Source organism: Pseudomonas sp. HMSC063H08 (assembly GCF_001813645.1).
GTDB lineage: Bacteria > Pseudomonadota > Gammaproteobacteria > Pseudomonadales > Pseudomonadaceae > Pseudomonas > Pseudomonas aeruginosa.
On the sequence record NZ_KV813372.1, the window covers coordinates 91,459 to 104,780 of the forward strand.

The following is a 13,322-nucleotide window of genomic DNA, read 5'->3' on the forward strand; positions in this document are numbered from 1 at the left end:
GGCTCCTGTCAGTGCGCGCTGGCGCGCAGTCCCTTGGGGGTGAGGATGCGTTGCAGCCATTGCAGCAGCAGGTCGGCGACGATGGCCAGGAGGCTGACCAGTACCGCGCCGACCACCAGCATCGGCATGTTGCTCTGGCTGATGGAAGTGAGGATCAGCACGCCCAGGCCGCCGGCGCCGATCACCGCGGCGATGGTCATCACGCCGATGTTCATCACCACGGCGGTGCGTACGCCGGCGAGGATCACCGGCACCGCGAGGGGAATGTCGACCATCCGCAGGCGTTGCCAGAAGGTCATGCCGATGCCCTTGCCGGCCTCGCGGATGCCCGCTTCGACGCCGGTCAGGGCGAGGTAGGTGTTGCGCAGGATCGGCAGCAGCGAATAGAGGAACACCGCGGTGATCGCCGGCAGCGGCCCGAGGCCCTGGCCGAATACCGAGTAGACCGGCATCAGCAGGCCGAACAGGGCGATCGAGGGGATGGTCAGCATCACCGTGGCGGCGCCCTGCAACGGGCCGGCCAGCCACGTGAAGCGGGTCATCAGCACGCCCAGCGGCACGCCGACGAGGATCGCCAGGCCCACGGCGACCAGTACCAGCAGCAGGTGCTGGAGGGTGAGCTGGCCGACCTGGGACCAGTCGAGATGGGAAAGCACGCTGAAGAAGTCCATTACTGGCTACCTCCCTGGCCGGCCTGGCCGTCGTCGAGCAGGCGGTGTTCGCGGAGGAAGTCGGCGGCGACCTTCTGTGGCGTCTGCTGCTCGATATCGACCCGCGCGTTGAGCGCCTGCATGGTGGCGTCGTCGAGCCGCTCGATGATCGGATCGAACAGCGTGGCGAACTCCGGATGGCGTTGCATGACCTCCTTACGCACCACCGGGGCGGCGTTGTAGAAGGGGAAGTACTGCTTGTCGTCCTTCAGCACGCGCAGCTTGAAATCCTTCAGGCGGCCGTCGGTGGTGTAGACGAGGCCGAGGAACACCTGGCGGTTCTTCAGCGCGGTGTAGACCAGCCCGGCGTCCATCTGGCGGATGTCGTTGCGGGTGAAGTGCAGGCCGTACAGCTCGCTCATGGGGCCGAGGCCGTCGGGGCGGCCGGCGAACTCCGGGTCCATGGCGAACAGGTGGGTGCTCCCGGGCTCGGCCTCCTGCTGTTCGGCGAGCACCCGCGCGAGATCGCTGACGCTCTGGATGCCCAGGCGCTCGGCCTGTTCCTCGGGCATGGCCAGGGCATAGGTGTTGTTGAAGCGGGTCGGCTTCAGCCAGACCAGGCCCTGGGCTTCGTCGAGTTGCTTGACCCGGCGGTAGGAAGCCGCGGCGTCGAGCTTCTCGTCGATGTGGTTGTAGACGATCAGCGACGAGCCGGTGTACTCCCAGACGATATCCAGTTGGCCGCTTTCCTGGGCGGCGCGGGCCAGGGTGCTGCCCAGGCCGGTGGTGACCGTCACGTCGTAGCCGCGCTTCTGCAGGAACTGCGCGGTGATGGCGGTGAGGATGCGTTGCTCGGTGAAGGTCTTGCCGCCGATGCGCAGGGTTTCCGCCTGCGCCAGGCCGGCGGCGAGCAGGCCGGCGCAGGCCAGGCAGAGTGAGCGGATCAGTCGGTTCATCAGGCCTCCTTGGCGGTCAGGCCGCGTTCCAGGAACATGCGGCTGAACAGCACCACCAGGGCGTCCAGCAGCAGGGCGAGGAGCGCCGTGCAGGCGGCGCCGAGCAGCAGTTGCTGGTGGTTGTTCAGGTAGATGCCGGGGAAAATCAGGCTGCCCAGGCTGTTGGCGCCGATCAGGAACGCCAGCGGCGCGGAGCCGACGTTCAGCGCCAGGGCCACGCGCACGCCGCCGACGATGATCGGCACCGCGTTCGGCAGTTCCACCCGCAGCAGCACCTGGTTGGGCGTCATGCCGATGCCGGTGGCGGCTTCCTTCAGCGCCGGCGAAACATTGCGCAGGCCCTCGTAGGTGTTGCGCACGATCGGCAGCAGCGAGGCGAGGAACAAGGCGAGGATCGCCGGGCCGTTGCCGATGCCGATGATCGCCAGGGCGATGGCCAGCACCGCCAGCGGCGGGATGGTGTTGCCGACGTTGAAGACCTGCATCAGGCGTTCGGCCTGGGCCTGCATGCCGGGACGGCTGAGCAGGATGCCGGCCGGCACGCCGACCAGCAGGGCGGCCGCCATCGAACTGAAGACCAGCACCAGGTGGGCCTGCAAGTAGAACAGCAGGTCCTCGCGGTAGTGGAGGATGGTCGCGGGGGTGATCCAGTGGATCAGCAAGGCCAGTACGGCGGCTGCGGCGCAGAGGCCGAGCAGGGCCTTGCCACAGGTTTTCACCATGGTCGGGACTCCCTTCGGAATGAGCGTTGGCTACGCTGTCGGGCGCTTCGTCGAAGCGCGGAAACAGGCCGGAAATCAAAGGCTTCGGATGGGCACCGAATTGCCGACCCTGAAAGGGTTGACCGTTCGTCGTTCGCGGAGGTTCAACGAAACGGCCATGCTTGTGCCATGACCGGGCCTGGGCAAGCGGCCGCAGCCGCCGTCTCGCCTGGGCTGGCGGCGAACGAAGAAATTTTCCCGGGGGAGCGGGCGAGAAGGGCGTTGCCGCGTCGGCGGCGCGCCATGCACCGTATCGGTGCGCTCGACGCCCAGGGCTTTTCTGCGGTTATGATGCGGGTTCCGAAATTTTCTCGGGCTTTTCCAGACATTCGCACCCCACGGTTCACGGATCGGCCTTTTGGGGTAGGTGTTTTACCTTCTGCTAAGGGAGTACCCCGCGTCATGCTCGATCTCGTCGCGGCATTCATTGCCTTGACCACCTTGCTCACCTACGTCAACTACCGCTTCATCCGCCTGCCGCCGACCATCGGCGTGATGGCCACGGCGCTGGTGTTCTCGCTGATCGTCCAGGGGCTTTCGGAACTGGGTTATCCGATCCTTGAGGTGGAGATGCAGGAAATCATCCGCCGCATCGACTTCTCCGAAGTGCTGATGACCTGGTTCCTGCCCGCGCTGCTGTTCGCCGGCGCACTGCACGTCGACCTCTCCGACCTGCGCAGCTACAAGTGGCCGATCGGCCTGCTGGCCACCGCCGGGGTGCTGATCGCCACCTTCGTCATCGGTGGCCTGGCCTACTACACCTTCCCGCTGTTCGGCTGGCAGGTGGATTTCATCTACTGCCTGCTGTTCGGCGCGCTGATCTCGCCGACCGACCCCATCGCCGTGCTCGGCATCCTCAAGTCCGCCGGCGCGCCGAAACCGCTGGCGACCACCATCGTCGGCGAGTCGCTGTTCAACGACGGCACCGCGGTGGTGGTGTTCGCCATCATCCTCGGCATCCTCCAGCTCGGCGAGGCGCCCACGGTCAGTGCCACGGCGATCCTCTTCGTCCAGGAAGCCATCGGCGGCGTGCTTTTCGGCGCGGTGCTCGGCTACGGCGTGTTCGTGATGATGCGCGGCATCGACCAGTACCAGGTGGAGGTCATGCTGACCCTCGCCCTGGTCATCGGCGGCGCCGCGCTGGCCGCGCGCCTGCACGTATCGGCGCCGATCACGATGGTGGTGGCCGGGCTGATCATCGGCAACCACGGACGCCACTACGCGATGTCGGACGAGACCCGGCGCTACGTGGACAAGTTCTGGGAGCTGATCGACGAGATCCTCAACGCCCTGCTGTTCGCCCTGATCGGCCTGGAGCTGCTGCTGTTGCCGTTCTCCTGGCTGCACGTGGCGGCGGCCTTCGCCCTCGGCGGCGCGGTGCTGGTCTCGCGCCTGCTCACGGTGGGTCCGGCGATCCTGATCCTGCGCCGTTTCCGTGGCGCCAACCGGCAGGTACCGGCGGGCACCATCCGCATCCTGGTCTGGGGCGGGCTGCGCGGCGGCGTCTCGGTGGCGCTGGCGCTGTCCCTGCCGCTGGGGCCGGAGCGCGACCTGATCCTCAGCCTGACCTACATCGTGGTGCTGGTATCGATCCTGCTCCAGGGGCTTTCCATCGGCCCGCTGGTGCGTCGTATCTACGCCGGCCAGCCGCTGGAGAAAAGCGAGGGGGCGCACTGAGCGCGGCCTTCGCAAGGCGAGCGCCCGCCGTCATGGCGGGCGTTTTCGTTGGCGGCCATCAGGCGCTGTCCTGTGGCGCTTCGTTGCGATGGGTGCCGCGCAGGTTCATCGCCGCCAGGCAGACCTGCAGCAGGATCAGCGCATAGGCCTGGGCGTACAGGCCCCAGGCGATCCACAGCAGGTTGCTGGCGAGGAACACCCAGAAGCCGACCTTGCGTCTTCGCCGATGCGCCGACGCCACCAGCCAGGCGGCCACCACCGTGACCAGCATGGCGGGCCATTGCAGGTAGTCCAGCCAGTGCATGCGTACATCCTTTTTCCGACCTTTGAGGGTCAGACCAGCCCTGGCGCGGCAAAGTGCGGTCGGATCGGATAGCCGTGCAGCAGCGACCTGACCCGCTCCTCGTCGAGTGCTCCGTTGAACTCGGCGCCCAGGGCTTCGCGGTGGATGCCGGTGGCGCCCAGCCAGAGGGTATCGATGCGCGCGGCGAGGGCGCCGGGGACGTCGGTCACCAGCGAGTCGCCGACGAACAGGATGTGCCGCGCGCCGCGCGCTTCCAGTTGCCGCTGGGCGATGCGGAAGGCCGCCGGGTCGGGCTTGCCGTACCAACTGACCTGGCCGCCTTCCTCGCTGAACAGCTCGGCGAGCATGCCCGCGCCGTATACCGTGCGGCCGCCGGAAACCACCACGCGGTCCGGGTTGGCGCAGAGGAACGGCAGGTCGGTGGCGCCGCGCAGGGGCGCGAAGCGCTGTTCCAGTTCTTCCTGGGGAAAGCTGCCGACGCCGACGATCAGCGCCGCCTGGGCGATGTCCTCGACGAAGCGCTCGCGGATTTCCGCCGGCCAGCTCTGCTGGGCCAGGCCGACGCCGGCCAGGTAGATGCCGCCACGCCGGTATTCGGCGGTTTGCAGCAGGGCGTCGATGGTCAACTGGCCGGAGGTGGTGATGCCGGCGAACCAGTCGCGCTGGATGCCCAGGCGCTCGAGCCCGGCGCTCATTTCCACCACGCTGCTGGACGAGTTGCTGAGGAACCAGACCGGGCGGCCTTCGGCGTGCCGCCGGGCGAGCCAGGCGAGGGCGCCGGGGAACGCCTCGGCGCCGTCCATCACTACGCCCCAGAGATCGAGAAGGAAGCCGTCATAGTCGGCGCAGAGCGCTTCCAGTTGCGCATGGTCGAGCAGGCGGGTGCTGGTGGCGGCGCTGAAGCGCGGGGAGGTCGGGGCATCGCTCATGGGAGTCTCGTCGCGGCTGTCGAAGTGGGCCGCCGCGTGCGGCGGCGAGCCCCAAGGGTGCCAAACTTGCGTGACGGGACCAAGCCTTTCGGCCCTGCGCGTGTTTACGGCCGGTCGAGCGCCTGGGCCATCCACTCGCGCACATGGCAGAGGGCGAAGCGCGATGGGCTGCATTCGCCGTTGGCCATCGCCAGGCGCAGGCCGTCGACGTCGGCGCCGCGCACATAGGCGCTGGCGTCGCGCATGTCGTCCTCGTCGCCGAACCCGCCGCGCTGCATTTCCTCCAGCGCGGCCTGCTTGTCCCAGCCCTGCACGACGATGCGGTACATGGCGGCGAACAGTCCGGTGCGGTTGTTGCCGTGCTTGCAGTGCATCAGTACCGGGCCTTCGCGCTCGGCGGCCTGCAACTGGCGGAGGACGCTGAGCACCTCGGCGTCGTCGACCCGGTCGGCGTGGGTCGGCAGGCTGACCACCCGCACCGGAGCCTGGCCCAGCCAGGCGCGGTCGTCGTCCTTGATGAAGCTGACCACCGTCTTCACCTGCAGGCGTTGCAGCAGCGCGACGCTCTGTGCGTTGGGCAGCGCGCTGCGATAGAGGGTGGGGCTCATGCGGTAGAGGTTGATCGACGGGTCGACCGCTTGCGCCCAGGCTGGCGAACGCGGGGCGGCAGTCTCGGCGGCATGCAGCGGGCCGCCGAGCAGGAAGGCGCCGAGCACGGCGGCGAGGAGCAGGCGGAGCCAGGCGAGCGGTGAACGGTGCATGTCGGCCTCGTGCGGTGGGTGGCCAACACTAGGCGAGGGCGGGTCAAGCCGAGCTGAAGAGAATGTGAAGAATTCGTTGAGGCAGCTTCACCCGTCAGCGCAGGAAGAATCCATAGACCCTGCCGGAGAAGAACACCAGCAACAGCGCCGGATAGCACAGGTAGTGCAGCACCACGATGAGCAGTGCCGCCGGGCTGGGATCGCCTTTCAGCGAGGCGAGGCCGACCAGTAGCAGGTAAAGGACCCCGAGCACTCCGCCATACAGGGCGACCAGGCGCAAGCGCTCGCCCCAGGTCGGCCAGCGCCGCTGCGCGCGGGCGAACCACCAGGCCAGGCCGCCGGCGACCAGCGCGGCGATCAGCAGGCTGGCCGGCAGGCCGCCGAAGCGGACCACCCCGCGCAGCAGCACGTTGAGCAGGATCGCCGCGGCGATCCCGGCCAGGGCGTAGTAACGGATGGGTATGGCAAGGCGGTCGCCCATGGCGGTATCTCCTGGCGGTTTCAGAGGCGCGTGTCGAGGCCGAAGCGCTTCTTCAGCAGCCGCTCCAGCAGGCCGCGCGGCATCCAGCGGGCCAGCGCCGGCAGGGCCCGGCTGCCATTGCCGATGCGCACCAGCGGCGGGCGCGGACGGCGCTGCACGGCGGCGAGCAACTGGCGGGCGAAGTCTTCGGCGGGCGTGGGATTGTCCTGGGATGCCGCGGCGCGCGCCTGGATCTGCCGGCGCAACGGCCACCAGGGCGAGCGTTCGTCGACCACGCTGTCCATCTCGCGGCTGGCGCTGGCGCCGAAGTTCGAGGCGATGGCGCCCGGCTGCACTTCCAGCACCTCGACGCCGAACGGAGCCAGCTCCAGGCGCAGGGCATCGCTCAGCGCATGTACCGCGGCCTTGGAGGCGCAGTAGGCGCCGGCGAAGGGCGTGACCAGCACGCCGGAGACGCTGCCGACGTTCACCACCAGGCCGGACTTGCGCCTCAGCAGCGGGAACAGCGCGCGGGTCACGCCGACCACGGCGAACACGTTGGTCTCGAACTGCCGGCGCATGGCTTCGACGCCGCCGTCCAGCAGCGGACCCATGGCGCCGTAGCCGGCGTTGTTGACCAGGACGTCGAGGCCGGCGGCTTCGACTTCCAGCTCCTCGGCCAGACGGGCCAGCGCGGCGGCGTCGTTGACGTCCAGTTGCACCGCCTGGAAGCCGGCCTCGGCCAGGGCGCGCACGTCGTCTTCCTTGCGTGCGCTGGCCCAGACCCGGTAGCCGGCGCGCTGGAAGGCGTCGGCGAGGGCGCGGCCGATGCCGCTGGAGCAGCCGGTGACGAAGGCGACGGGTTGGCTCATGGGCGGCGTTCCTTGGCTGGGAGTTGGAAGGAGGGCGGCCTACCGTACTGGATTCGCCGGCCGCGGAAAACCGCCCGAAGGCTCGGTCAGGCGTCCTTGCGCGCGATCCGCAGCGCCAGCGGCATGCGAACCCTGCGTGTCGAGGTCGGCTCGCCCCAGAGCGCGGCGACCCGTTGCAGGGCCTGGCGCACGAAAGCGTTGCCCTGCGCCTCGCGGCACAGGCGGCTGGCCGACCAGGTGGCCATGTAGTCGAACAACCGGGCCAGGCTCCATTGTTGCTCGATGACGAAGGCCGGCGCGGGGAGTTCGCCCAGCGGCAGCTCGACATCCCGGTAGGCGTTCCACAGCAGGCGGTTCTGTTGCGCCCAGTACGGGCCGATCGGGCGCAGGTATTCCTCGTCGATGGCGGCATCGATCTGCGCGTCGATGCTGAACCAGCCGTAGCCCCAGGCGGCGAACACGCCGCCGGGACGCAGCACGCGCAGCAGCTCGCGGTTGAAGCGCGAGTGGTCGAACCAGTGCCAGGCCTGGGCTACGCAGACCAGGTCGAAGGCGGCGTCGGGATAGTCGGTGGCTTCGGCGTCCTGCACGCTGTAGCGGATACCCGGATGGACAACGGCGTGTTCGATCTGCTGCGCGCTGGTGTCGCTGGCGAGGACTTCGCCGAAGTACTGCGCCAGGCCGAGCGCGGCCTGGCCGGTACCGGTGGCGCAGTCCCAGGCGCGCCGGCGCTGGCCGCAGAGCCCGGCGAGATGGCGGTAGAGCGCATCGGGATAACGCGGGCGGGCGCTGGCGTAGGCAGCGGAGCCCTGGTCGAACAGACGGCGGATTTCCATCGGGTCCTCCCTCGGTCAGTTGCCGAAACGCCCGTCCAGGCGTTCGGCGCGGAATTCCAGGGTGCTGGCGCGATAGCCCGGACGCAGCGGCGGCAGCGGCAGGCAATCGTGCCAGCTGTCGCCGCCGAGCAGGGCGTTCGGCGCCCGGTAGCGCGGGCTGTCGAAGCTGGTGTCGGCCAGGTTGACACTGTCGCCGGGGCGGTAGGCGGCGATCCTCCAGCGTAGCTCCAGCAACGGACGGTCGCTGCCGTTCTTCAGTTCGACCGCCAGCGGCCGGTCCACCGGACAGCGTTCCGGCGCATAGCTCAGGCGCAGTTCCTGGCGTTGCAGGTGGCGGCTTTCGTCGTTGTCCTGCCAGATCACCCAGGCCGCCACCAGGCCCAGCCCGGCGAGAGCCGCCAGGGAGACCGGCAGGGCCTTGGCCGGGTATCGGACGAGGAGGATGACCCAGGTGAGAACCAGCAGCGCACCGATCAGCATTGAAATGTCCTTTCTTCGAAGCCGAGGGGACATCCTAGCGCACTGCTGCGTATCGCAGGCGGTACGGGCACGCTTACGCGGCGGAGGCGCCGCGATATGCGCGAGGGAGGCCGAAAGGCGGGCGGCAGGCTGGGGATAGTCGCCGCCCCCGGCCGCGCCGTCATTCGCAGCGGCGCTTGCCGCCCGGCGTCAGCAGACGCTCCAGCTCGACGAACAGGCGCTCGGCGTCCTGCGCCTCGCAGTCCTCGCCGTAGCGCTTCTTCAGGCCGTGTTCGCTGAGGGTCAGGTGCAGGGTCGGGACTACCTCGTGGCGCGCCAGGCAGCCTTTCACGCAATGCAGCGGGCAACCGTCGAGGGCCAGGATCGGTCGCCCGGAGCGGGCCCGGCGGACCAGCAGCGGGACGTCGCCGCCGACTCCGGCGATGCAGGACATCTCCGCCAGCCGGGCGCGATCCAGGCGCAGCGCGAGATCGTTGGCCAGTTGCGCCACGTTGGAGCAGCCGGAGCAGGCGTAGACCAGGGGAAGGGGATCGTCGGGGCTGCGTTCGAACATCATGACGGGCGCCTCGTGGAAGGAAGCCGCCAGTATCGACGCAGCGCCGCGGTGGATTTCTTGACCGGAATCAAGCCCGCGCGCGGCTTACACCAGGTCGTTCTCCACCGCCCACACCGCGGCCTCGACCCGCGAACGCATGCCGAGCTTGTGCAGCACCCGCTTGACATGGACCTTCACCGTGCCTTCGGTGATGTCCAGCTTTCGCGCGATCATCTTGTTGCTGTAGCCGTGGGCGATCTGGCGGAGGATCTGCCGTTCGCGCTCGGTCAGCTCGTCGAGGCTCTTCGAGCGGTCGTCGCCCCGCAGGGCCTGGGCGAGGATCTGGGTCAACTGCGGGCTCAGGGTCATCTGTCCGGTGGCGGCCTGGCGGATGTGCTCGAGCAGGCGCTCCGGCTCCATGTCCTTGAGCAGGTAGCCGTCGGCGCCGGCGCGCAGGACGTTGACCACGTCGCCCTTGTCGTCGGACACGGTGAACACCACGATGCGCGCGTCGACTCCGGCCTCGCGCAACGCGCGCAGGGTGTCCAGGCCGTTCATGCCCTTCATGTTCAGGTCCAGCAGGATCATGTCCGGGTCCAGCTCGGCGGCCAGGCGCAGGGCTTCCTCGCCGCTGCCGGCCTCGCCGACCACGCTGAGGTCGTCTTCCAGTTCGAGCAACTGGGCGACGCCCTTGCGCATCATCGGATGGTCGTCCACCAGCAGCAGGCGAACCGGTTCGTCGGCGGTGGCTGGCATGTCCGTCATGGGGTCGGCTCCTTGGCGGCGGAGGGTTGCAGGGCGGTCGGCACGAAGCTGAAGAGCACTCGCGTGCCGTGGGGCGCGCGCGCTTCGAAGCGCAACTGGCTGCCGAGGGTCTGGCCGCGCTCCTGCATGATGGTAAGCCCATAGTGGCCGCTGCGGTTCTGCTGCGGATCAAAGCCGACGCCATCGTCCTCGACGGCGATGCTCACCTGGCCGTCGGCCTGGCTGCTCAGGCGCACCCAGGCCCGTTGCGCCTGCGAATGGCGAACCACGTTGGAGAGCGCCTCGCGGACGATCTGCAGGACGTGGATTTCCTCGTTGGGGCTCAGCGGCACGTGTTGCAGGCGGTTGTCCAGTTCGATCGCCACCTCGCCGCGCTCGCCGAACTCGGCCACGGCGTTCCCCAGCGCGGCTTCCAGGCTCGGCTCGTCGAGGCTGAGGCGGAAGGTGGTGAGCAGTTCGCGCAGTTGCCGGTAGGCGCCGTTGAGGCCTTCGCGCAGTTCGTCGAGGGTGTCCTCGATCTTCTCCGCCGGCGCCTCGCGCTTGAGCAGGGTGCCCAGGCGGCTGACCTGGATCTTCAGGTAGGACAGCGACTGTGCCAGCGAGTCGTGCAGTTCACGGGCGATGGTGCCGCGCTCGGCGAACAGGGCCAGGCGGCTTTCCTGTTCCTGTTGCAGGGACAGGGCGAAGGTGCGGGCGATGTTGTCGCAGAAGGTCTCGATCAGTTGCTGCTGCCAGTTCTCCAGGCGGCCGCTGCGGCTTTCGATGAACAGTTCGCCGAAACGGTGGCCGGCGATGGACAGGGGCTGCATCAGCAATGGCTGGGCCAGGGACGAGGGTTGGTCGCAGGCGCTGGCCTGCTCGCGGCAGCTACCGCAGTCGCCCTGCAGGCAGAAGTCCGCCGGGCGCTCGGTGGTGGTCAGCGAACTGTAGGCGCGCTCGACCCCGTCCTTGTTCAGGCAGAGGGTCACGCGGCCGGCGTCTAGCACTTTCTCCAACTGGTTCAGCAGCGGTTGCAGGGTGCGGCTGTCGTAGGGGTTCTCGCCCAGCCGGCGGGCGCTGGCGTAGAGCAGTTCGAGGCGCTGGTGGCTCTGCGAGAGGGCGCGGGTCTTGTCCTCCACGCGCTCTTCCAGGTCGCCGTAGATGCTCTTCAGCTCGCCGGCCATCTGGTTGAAGCGCTCGCCCAGTTGCGCCAGTTCGTCCTCGCCGCTGTAGGTGACCCGCGCGTCCAGCTCGCCGCGGCCCAGGCGGCGGGCGGTGCTGGTGAGTTCGCGCAGCGGGCCGATGACGTGATAGCTGAGGTCGTAGAGGGTGACGAACACCATCAGCAGGCTGAGGAACAGGCACAGGCCCTGCACCGTGCTGAGCAGTTGCGAGCGGCGCTCGGCCTTGGCCTGGAGGATGCCGACGAAACGGTCGATGTCGCCGACGTAGGCGTCCAGCACGGCGCGTCCGGGCAGCGCGCGCGGGTCCAGGCGCGCGAGGCCCTCGCGCAGTTCCTGGTGCAACTGGCGGATCGGGTCGTCGGCATCCTGGCGTTGCAGCAGGCGGCGGATGTCGCCGCTGTCGAGGCGTTCGCCGAGGGTCCCGAGCAGCGCCTGGCGGCCTTCCAGGCTGGGCTCCAGGGCGACCCGGTAGGTGAGCATGCGCAACGAGCCGGCGTGGTTGATCACCGCGGCGTCCTGGTGCGTGTAGTCGGCGAAGAGCAGGGCGCTGAACATCCCGATCAGCGCCAGCGATACCAGCAGGGTGAGGTAGCAGCCGAAGCGGACTACCAGGGAGCGGCGCAGGATCGGCTTTCCGGCCCTGTCACTACCTCCAAAGAATCTGTCCCGCTGGTCAGCGTCCGGCGCGGTCGCCTTGTTCATGTGAAAAGCCTTTTAAAACAGTGGGTTGCGCAATAATTCAGACCATACCTCTTTCGAGGTAGGGGCGCGCATCTAGGCACGGAACGGCCGGTATTTCATTGATTCCTATCAAATTTGCATAGGAACACCTTCCCTAGGCTCTCGCTGAACGCTGTCCGTGCAGAGAGTTTAGCCATGGCTTCCCTACGTCAGAAACAGTACTCCGTCCTCGGTATGAGTACCTTGTCCTTCGCGGTGAATTTCGCCGTGTGGACGATGTTTTCGATCATCGGCATCCGTATCAAGGACGAGCTTGGCCTGAGCGAATCCCAGTTCGGCCTGATGGTCGCCCTGCCGATCCTCACCGGCTCCCTGGTGCGCCTGCCGCTGGGCCTGATCACCGACCGCTTCGGCGGCCGCATCGTGTTCTTCATCCACATGCTGCTGGTGGCCATCCCGATCTACGGCCTGGCCTTCGCCAGCCAGTACTGGCACTACCTGGTGCTCGGCCTGTTCGTCGGCCTGGCCGGCGGCTCCTTCGCGGTCGGCATCGCCTACACCTCGGCCTGGTTCGAGAAGGAGCGCCAGGGCACCGCGATGGGCATCTTCGGCGCCGGCAACGCCGGCGCGGCGATCACCAACCTGGTGGCGCCGATGATCGTGGTCGCCTTCGGCTGGCGCATGGTGCCGCAGGTCTACTCGGTGGCCATGCTGGTCACCGCCGTGCTGTTCTGGCTGTTCACCTGGACCGATCCGGCGCACCTCAAGGGTGCCGCCGAGGCCAGCCAGCGGCCGAGCCTGGCCAAGCAACTGGCGCCGCTCGCCGAGCTGCGCGTCTGGCGCTTCGGCCTGTACTACTTCTTCGTCTTCGGCGGCTTCGTCGCCCTGGCCCTGTGGCTGCCGAAGTACTACATCGCCGAATACGGCCTGGACCTGAAGACCGCATCCTTCATCACCATGCTGTTCACCTTGCCGTCCGGCCTGATCCGCGCCCTCGGCGGCTGGTTCAGCGACCACTACGGCGCGCGCTCGGTGAACTGGGGCGTGTTCTGGGTCTGCCTGGTGTGCCTGTTCTTCCTCTCCTACCCGCAGACCACCATGACCATCCACGGCATCCAGGGCGACCTCAGCCTGGGCATCGGCCTGAACGTCTGGCTGTTCACCTTCCTGGTGTTCGTCGTCGGCATCGCCCAGGGCTTCGGCAAGGCCAGCGTGTACCGGATCATCCACGACTACTACCCGAGCAACATGGGCACCGTCGGCGGCATGGTCGGGGTGATCGGCGGCCTCGGCGGCTTCTGCCTGCCGATCCTGTTCGGCTACGCCGCCGACCACATCGGCGTGCGCTCCTCCTGCTTCATGTTGCTGTTCGGCCTGACCGTGGTCTGCATGGTCTGGATGCACTACGCGATCAAGCAGCAACGCCGCATCGACGGCCAGGCCGCCTCGGCCGACGTCGACCTTCCTCCCACCCTTCCCACCCACTCCTGAG

15 protein-coding genes are annotated in these 13,322 nt (G+C 68.1%); 2 read left to right on the top strand and 13 right to left on the bottom strand.

Translation table 11 applies throughout. The features are described 5' to 3' along the window. Positions 1-8 precede the first annotated feature (8 nt). Genes HMPREF2924_RS07300 through HMPREF2924_RS07310 form a run of 3 tightly spaced genes read right to left on the bottom strand, consistent with a single transcriptional unit; the run spans position 9 to position 2,328 of the window. Positions 9-671 carry an ABC transporter permease gene (locus HMPREF2924_RS07300; protein WP_003092985.1) on the bottom strand — a complete coding sequence of 221 codons (663 nt, stop codon included), beginning with the start codon at positions 669-671 and terminating at the stop codon, positions 9-11. Continuing rightward, positions 671-1,606, bottom strand: a complete 936-nt coding sequence (locus HMPREF2924_RS07305; protein ID WP_003092983.1) for a glycine betaine ABC transporter substrate-binding protein — start codon at positions 1,604-1,606, stop codon at positions 671-673. The genes HMPREF2924_RS07300 and HMPREF2924_RS07305 overlap by 1 nt, the downstream gene beginning before the upstream one ends. Next, entirely contained in the window at positions 1,606-2,328 is a 723-nt protein-coding gene (locus HMPREF2924_RS07310; RefSeq protein WP_003092982.1) for an ABC transporter permease, read from the bottom strand. The genes HMPREF2924_RS07305 and HMPREF2924_RS07310 overlap by 1 nt, the downstream gene beginning before the upstream one ends. Positions 2,329-2,769: 441 nt before the next feature. On the opposite strand from HMPREF2924_RS07310, the gene HMPREF2924_RS07315 reads away from it, so the two are divergent. Continuing rightward, on the top strand, positions 2,770-4,044 hold the full coding sequence (locus HMPREF2924_RS07315; RefSeq protein WP_070700431.1) for a cation:proton antiporter: 1,275 nt from the start codon (positions 2,770-2,772) through the stop codon (positions 4,042-4,044). A gap of 58 nt (positions 4,045-4,102) precedes the next feature. On the opposite strand, the gene HMPREF2924_RS07320 is transcribed toward HMPREF2924_RS07315, so the two are convergent. The 10 genes from HMPREF2924_RS07320 to narX form a co-directional block, all read right to left on the bottom strand. Beyond that, on the bottom strand, positions 4,103-4,348 hold the full coding sequence (locus tag HMPREF2924_RS07320; RefSeq protein ID WP_003092978.1) for a YgjV family protein: 246 nt from the start codon (positions 4,346-4,348) through the stop codon (positions 4,103-4,105). Positions 4,349-4,377: 29 nt separating this feature from the next. Continuing rightward, entirely contained in the window at positions 4,378-5,277 is a 900-nt protein-coding gene (locus HMPREF2924_RS07325; RefSeq protein ID WP_003111593.1) for a TIGR01459 family HAD-type hydrolase, read from the bottom strand. Positions 5,278-5,381: 104 nt separating this feature from the next. Beyond that, positions 5,382-6,038, bottom strand: coding sequence for a tyrosine phosphatase TpbA (gene tpbA / locus HMPREF2924_RS07330; RefSeq protein WP_003111594.1), 657 nt, complete (start codon positions 6,036-6,038; stop codon positions 5,382-5,384). A gap of 94 nt (positions 6,039-6,132) precedes the next feature. Continuing rightward, positions 6,133-6,519 carry a hypothetical protein gene (locus HMPREF2924_RS07335; protein ID WP_003129527.1) on the bottom strand — a complete coding sequence of 129 codons (387 nt, stop codon included), beginning with the start codon at positions 6,517-6,519 and terminating at the stop codon, positions 6,133-6,135. A gap of 20 nt (positions 6,520-6,539) precedes the next feature. Beyond that, positions 6,540-7,370: an SDR family oxidoreductase gene (locus HMPREF2924_RS07340; RefSeq protein ID WP_003129529.1), complete on the bottom strand. Its 831-nt coding sequence runs from the start codon at positions 7,368-7,370 to the stop codon at positions 6,540-6,542. A gap of 86 nt (positions 7,371-7,456) precedes the next feature. Continuing rightward, positions 7,457-8,206, bottom strand: a complete 750-nt coding sequence (locus tag HMPREF2924_RS07345) for a class I SAM-dependent methyltransferase (protein ID WP_003129532.1) — start codon at positions 8,204-8,206, stop codon at positions 7,457-7,459. A gap of 15 nt (positions 8,207-8,221) precedes the next feature. After that, the gene (locus HMPREF2924_RS07350) at positions 8,222-8,686 is read right to left on the bottom strand and encodes a hypothetical protein (RefSeq protein ID WP_003092973.1); all 465 of its coding nucleotides are present in this window, start codon (positions 8,684-8,686) and stop codon (positions 8,222-8,224) included. 160 nt (positions 8,687-8,846) lie between these two features. Further along, positions 8,847-9,242, bottom strand: coding sequence for an anaerobic/virulence modulator AnvM (gene anvM / locus HMPREF2924_RS07355; protein ID WP_003092971.1), 396 nt, complete (start codon positions 9,240-9,242; stop codon positions 8,847-8,849). 84 nt (positions 9,243-9,326) lie between these two features. Then, on the bottom strand, positions 9,327-9,986 hold the full coding sequence (narL, locus tag HMPREF2924_RS07360; protein ID WP_003092968.1) for a two-component system response regulator NarL: 660 nt from the start codon (positions 9,984-9,986) through the stop codon (positions 9,327-9,329). Then, the gene (gene narX, locus HMPREF2924_RS07365; protein ID WP_070700434.1) at positions 9,983-11,851 is read right to left on the bottom strand and encodes a two-component system sensor histidine kinase NarX; all 1,869 of its coding nucleotides are present in this window, start codon (positions 11,849-11,851) and stop codon (positions 9,983-9,985) included. The genes narL and narX overlap by 4 nt, the downstream gene beginning before the upstream one ends. Before the next feature lie 174 nt (positions 11,852-12,025). On the opposite strand from narX, the gene HMPREF2924_RS07370 reads away from it, so the two are divergent. Further along, on the top strand, positions 12,026-13,321 hold the full coding sequence (locus HMPREF2924_RS07370; protein ID WP_003129535.1) for a nitrate/nitrite transporter: 1,296 nt from the start codon (positions 12,026-12,028) through the stop codon (positions 13,319-13,321). Position 13,322 lies beyond the last annotated feature (1 nt).

Excerpts from the sequence above, each read along its gene's own strand:
- HMPREF2924_RS07345 (WP_003129532.1), bottom strand. The coding sequence starts at position 8,206 with ATGGAAATCCGCCGTCTGTTCGACCAGGGCTCCGCTGCCTACGCCAGC.
- HMPREF2924_RS07310 (WP_003092982.1), bottom strand. The coding sequence starts at position 2,328 with ATGGTGAAAACCTGTGGCAAGGCCCTGCTCGGCCTCTGCGCCGCAGCC.
- HMPREF2924_RS07315 (WP_070700431.1), top strand. The coding sequence starts at position 2,770 with ATGCTCGATCTCGTCGCGGCATTCATTGCCTTGACCACCTTGCTCACC.
- anvM (WP_003092971.1), bottom strand. The coding sequence starts at position 9,242 with ATGATGTTCGAACGCAGCCCCGACGATCCCCTTCCCCTGGTCTACGCC.
- tpbA (WP_003111594.1), bottom strand. The coding sequence starts at position 6,038 with ATGCACCGTTCACCGCTCGCCTGGCTCCGCCTGCTCCTCGCCGCCGTG.
- HMPREF2924_RS07320 (WP_003092978.1), bottom strand. The coding sequence starts at position 4,348 with ATGCACTGGCTGGACTACCTGCAATGGCCCGCCATGCTGGTCACGGTG.
- HMPREF2924_RS07300 (WP_003092985.1), bottom strand. The coding sequence starts at position 671 with ATGGACTTCTTCAGCGTGCTTTCCCATCTCGACTGGTCCCAGGTCGGC.
- HMPREF2924_RS07335 (WP_003129527.1), bottom strand. The coding sequence starts at position 6,519 with ATGGGCGACCGCCTTGCCATACCCATCCGTTACTACGCCCTGGCCGGG.
- narX (WP_070700434.1), bottom strand. The coding sequence starts at position 11,851 with ATGAACAAGGCGACCGCGCCGGACGCTGACCAGCGGGACAGATTCTTT.
- HMPREF2924_RS07350 (WP_003092973.1), bottom strand. The coding sequence starts at position 8,686 with ATGCTGATCGGTGCGCTGCTGGTTCTCACCTGGGTCATCCTCCTCGTC.
- HMPREF2924_RS07325 (WP_003111593.1), bottom strand. The coding sequence starts at position 5,277 with ATGAGCGATGCCCCGACCTCCCCGCGCTTCAGCGCCGCCACCAGCACC.
- narL (WP_003092968.1), bottom strand. The coding sequence starts at position 9,986 with ATGACGGACATGCCAGCCACCGCCGACGAACCGGTTCGCCTGCTGCTG.
- HMPREF2924_RS07305 (WP_003092983.1), bottom strand. The coding sequence starts at position 1,606 with ATGAACCGACTGATCCGCTCACTCTGCCTGGCCTGCGCCGGCCTGCTC.
- HMPREF2924_RS07340 (WP_003129529.1), bottom strand. The coding sequence starts at position 7,370 with ATGAGCCAACCCGTCGCCTTCGTCACCGGCTGCTCCAGCGGCATCGGC.
- HMPREF2924_RS07370 (WP_003129535.1), top strand. The coding sequence starts at position 12,026 with ATGGCTTCCCTACGTCAGAAACAGTACTCCGTCCTCGGTATGAGTACC.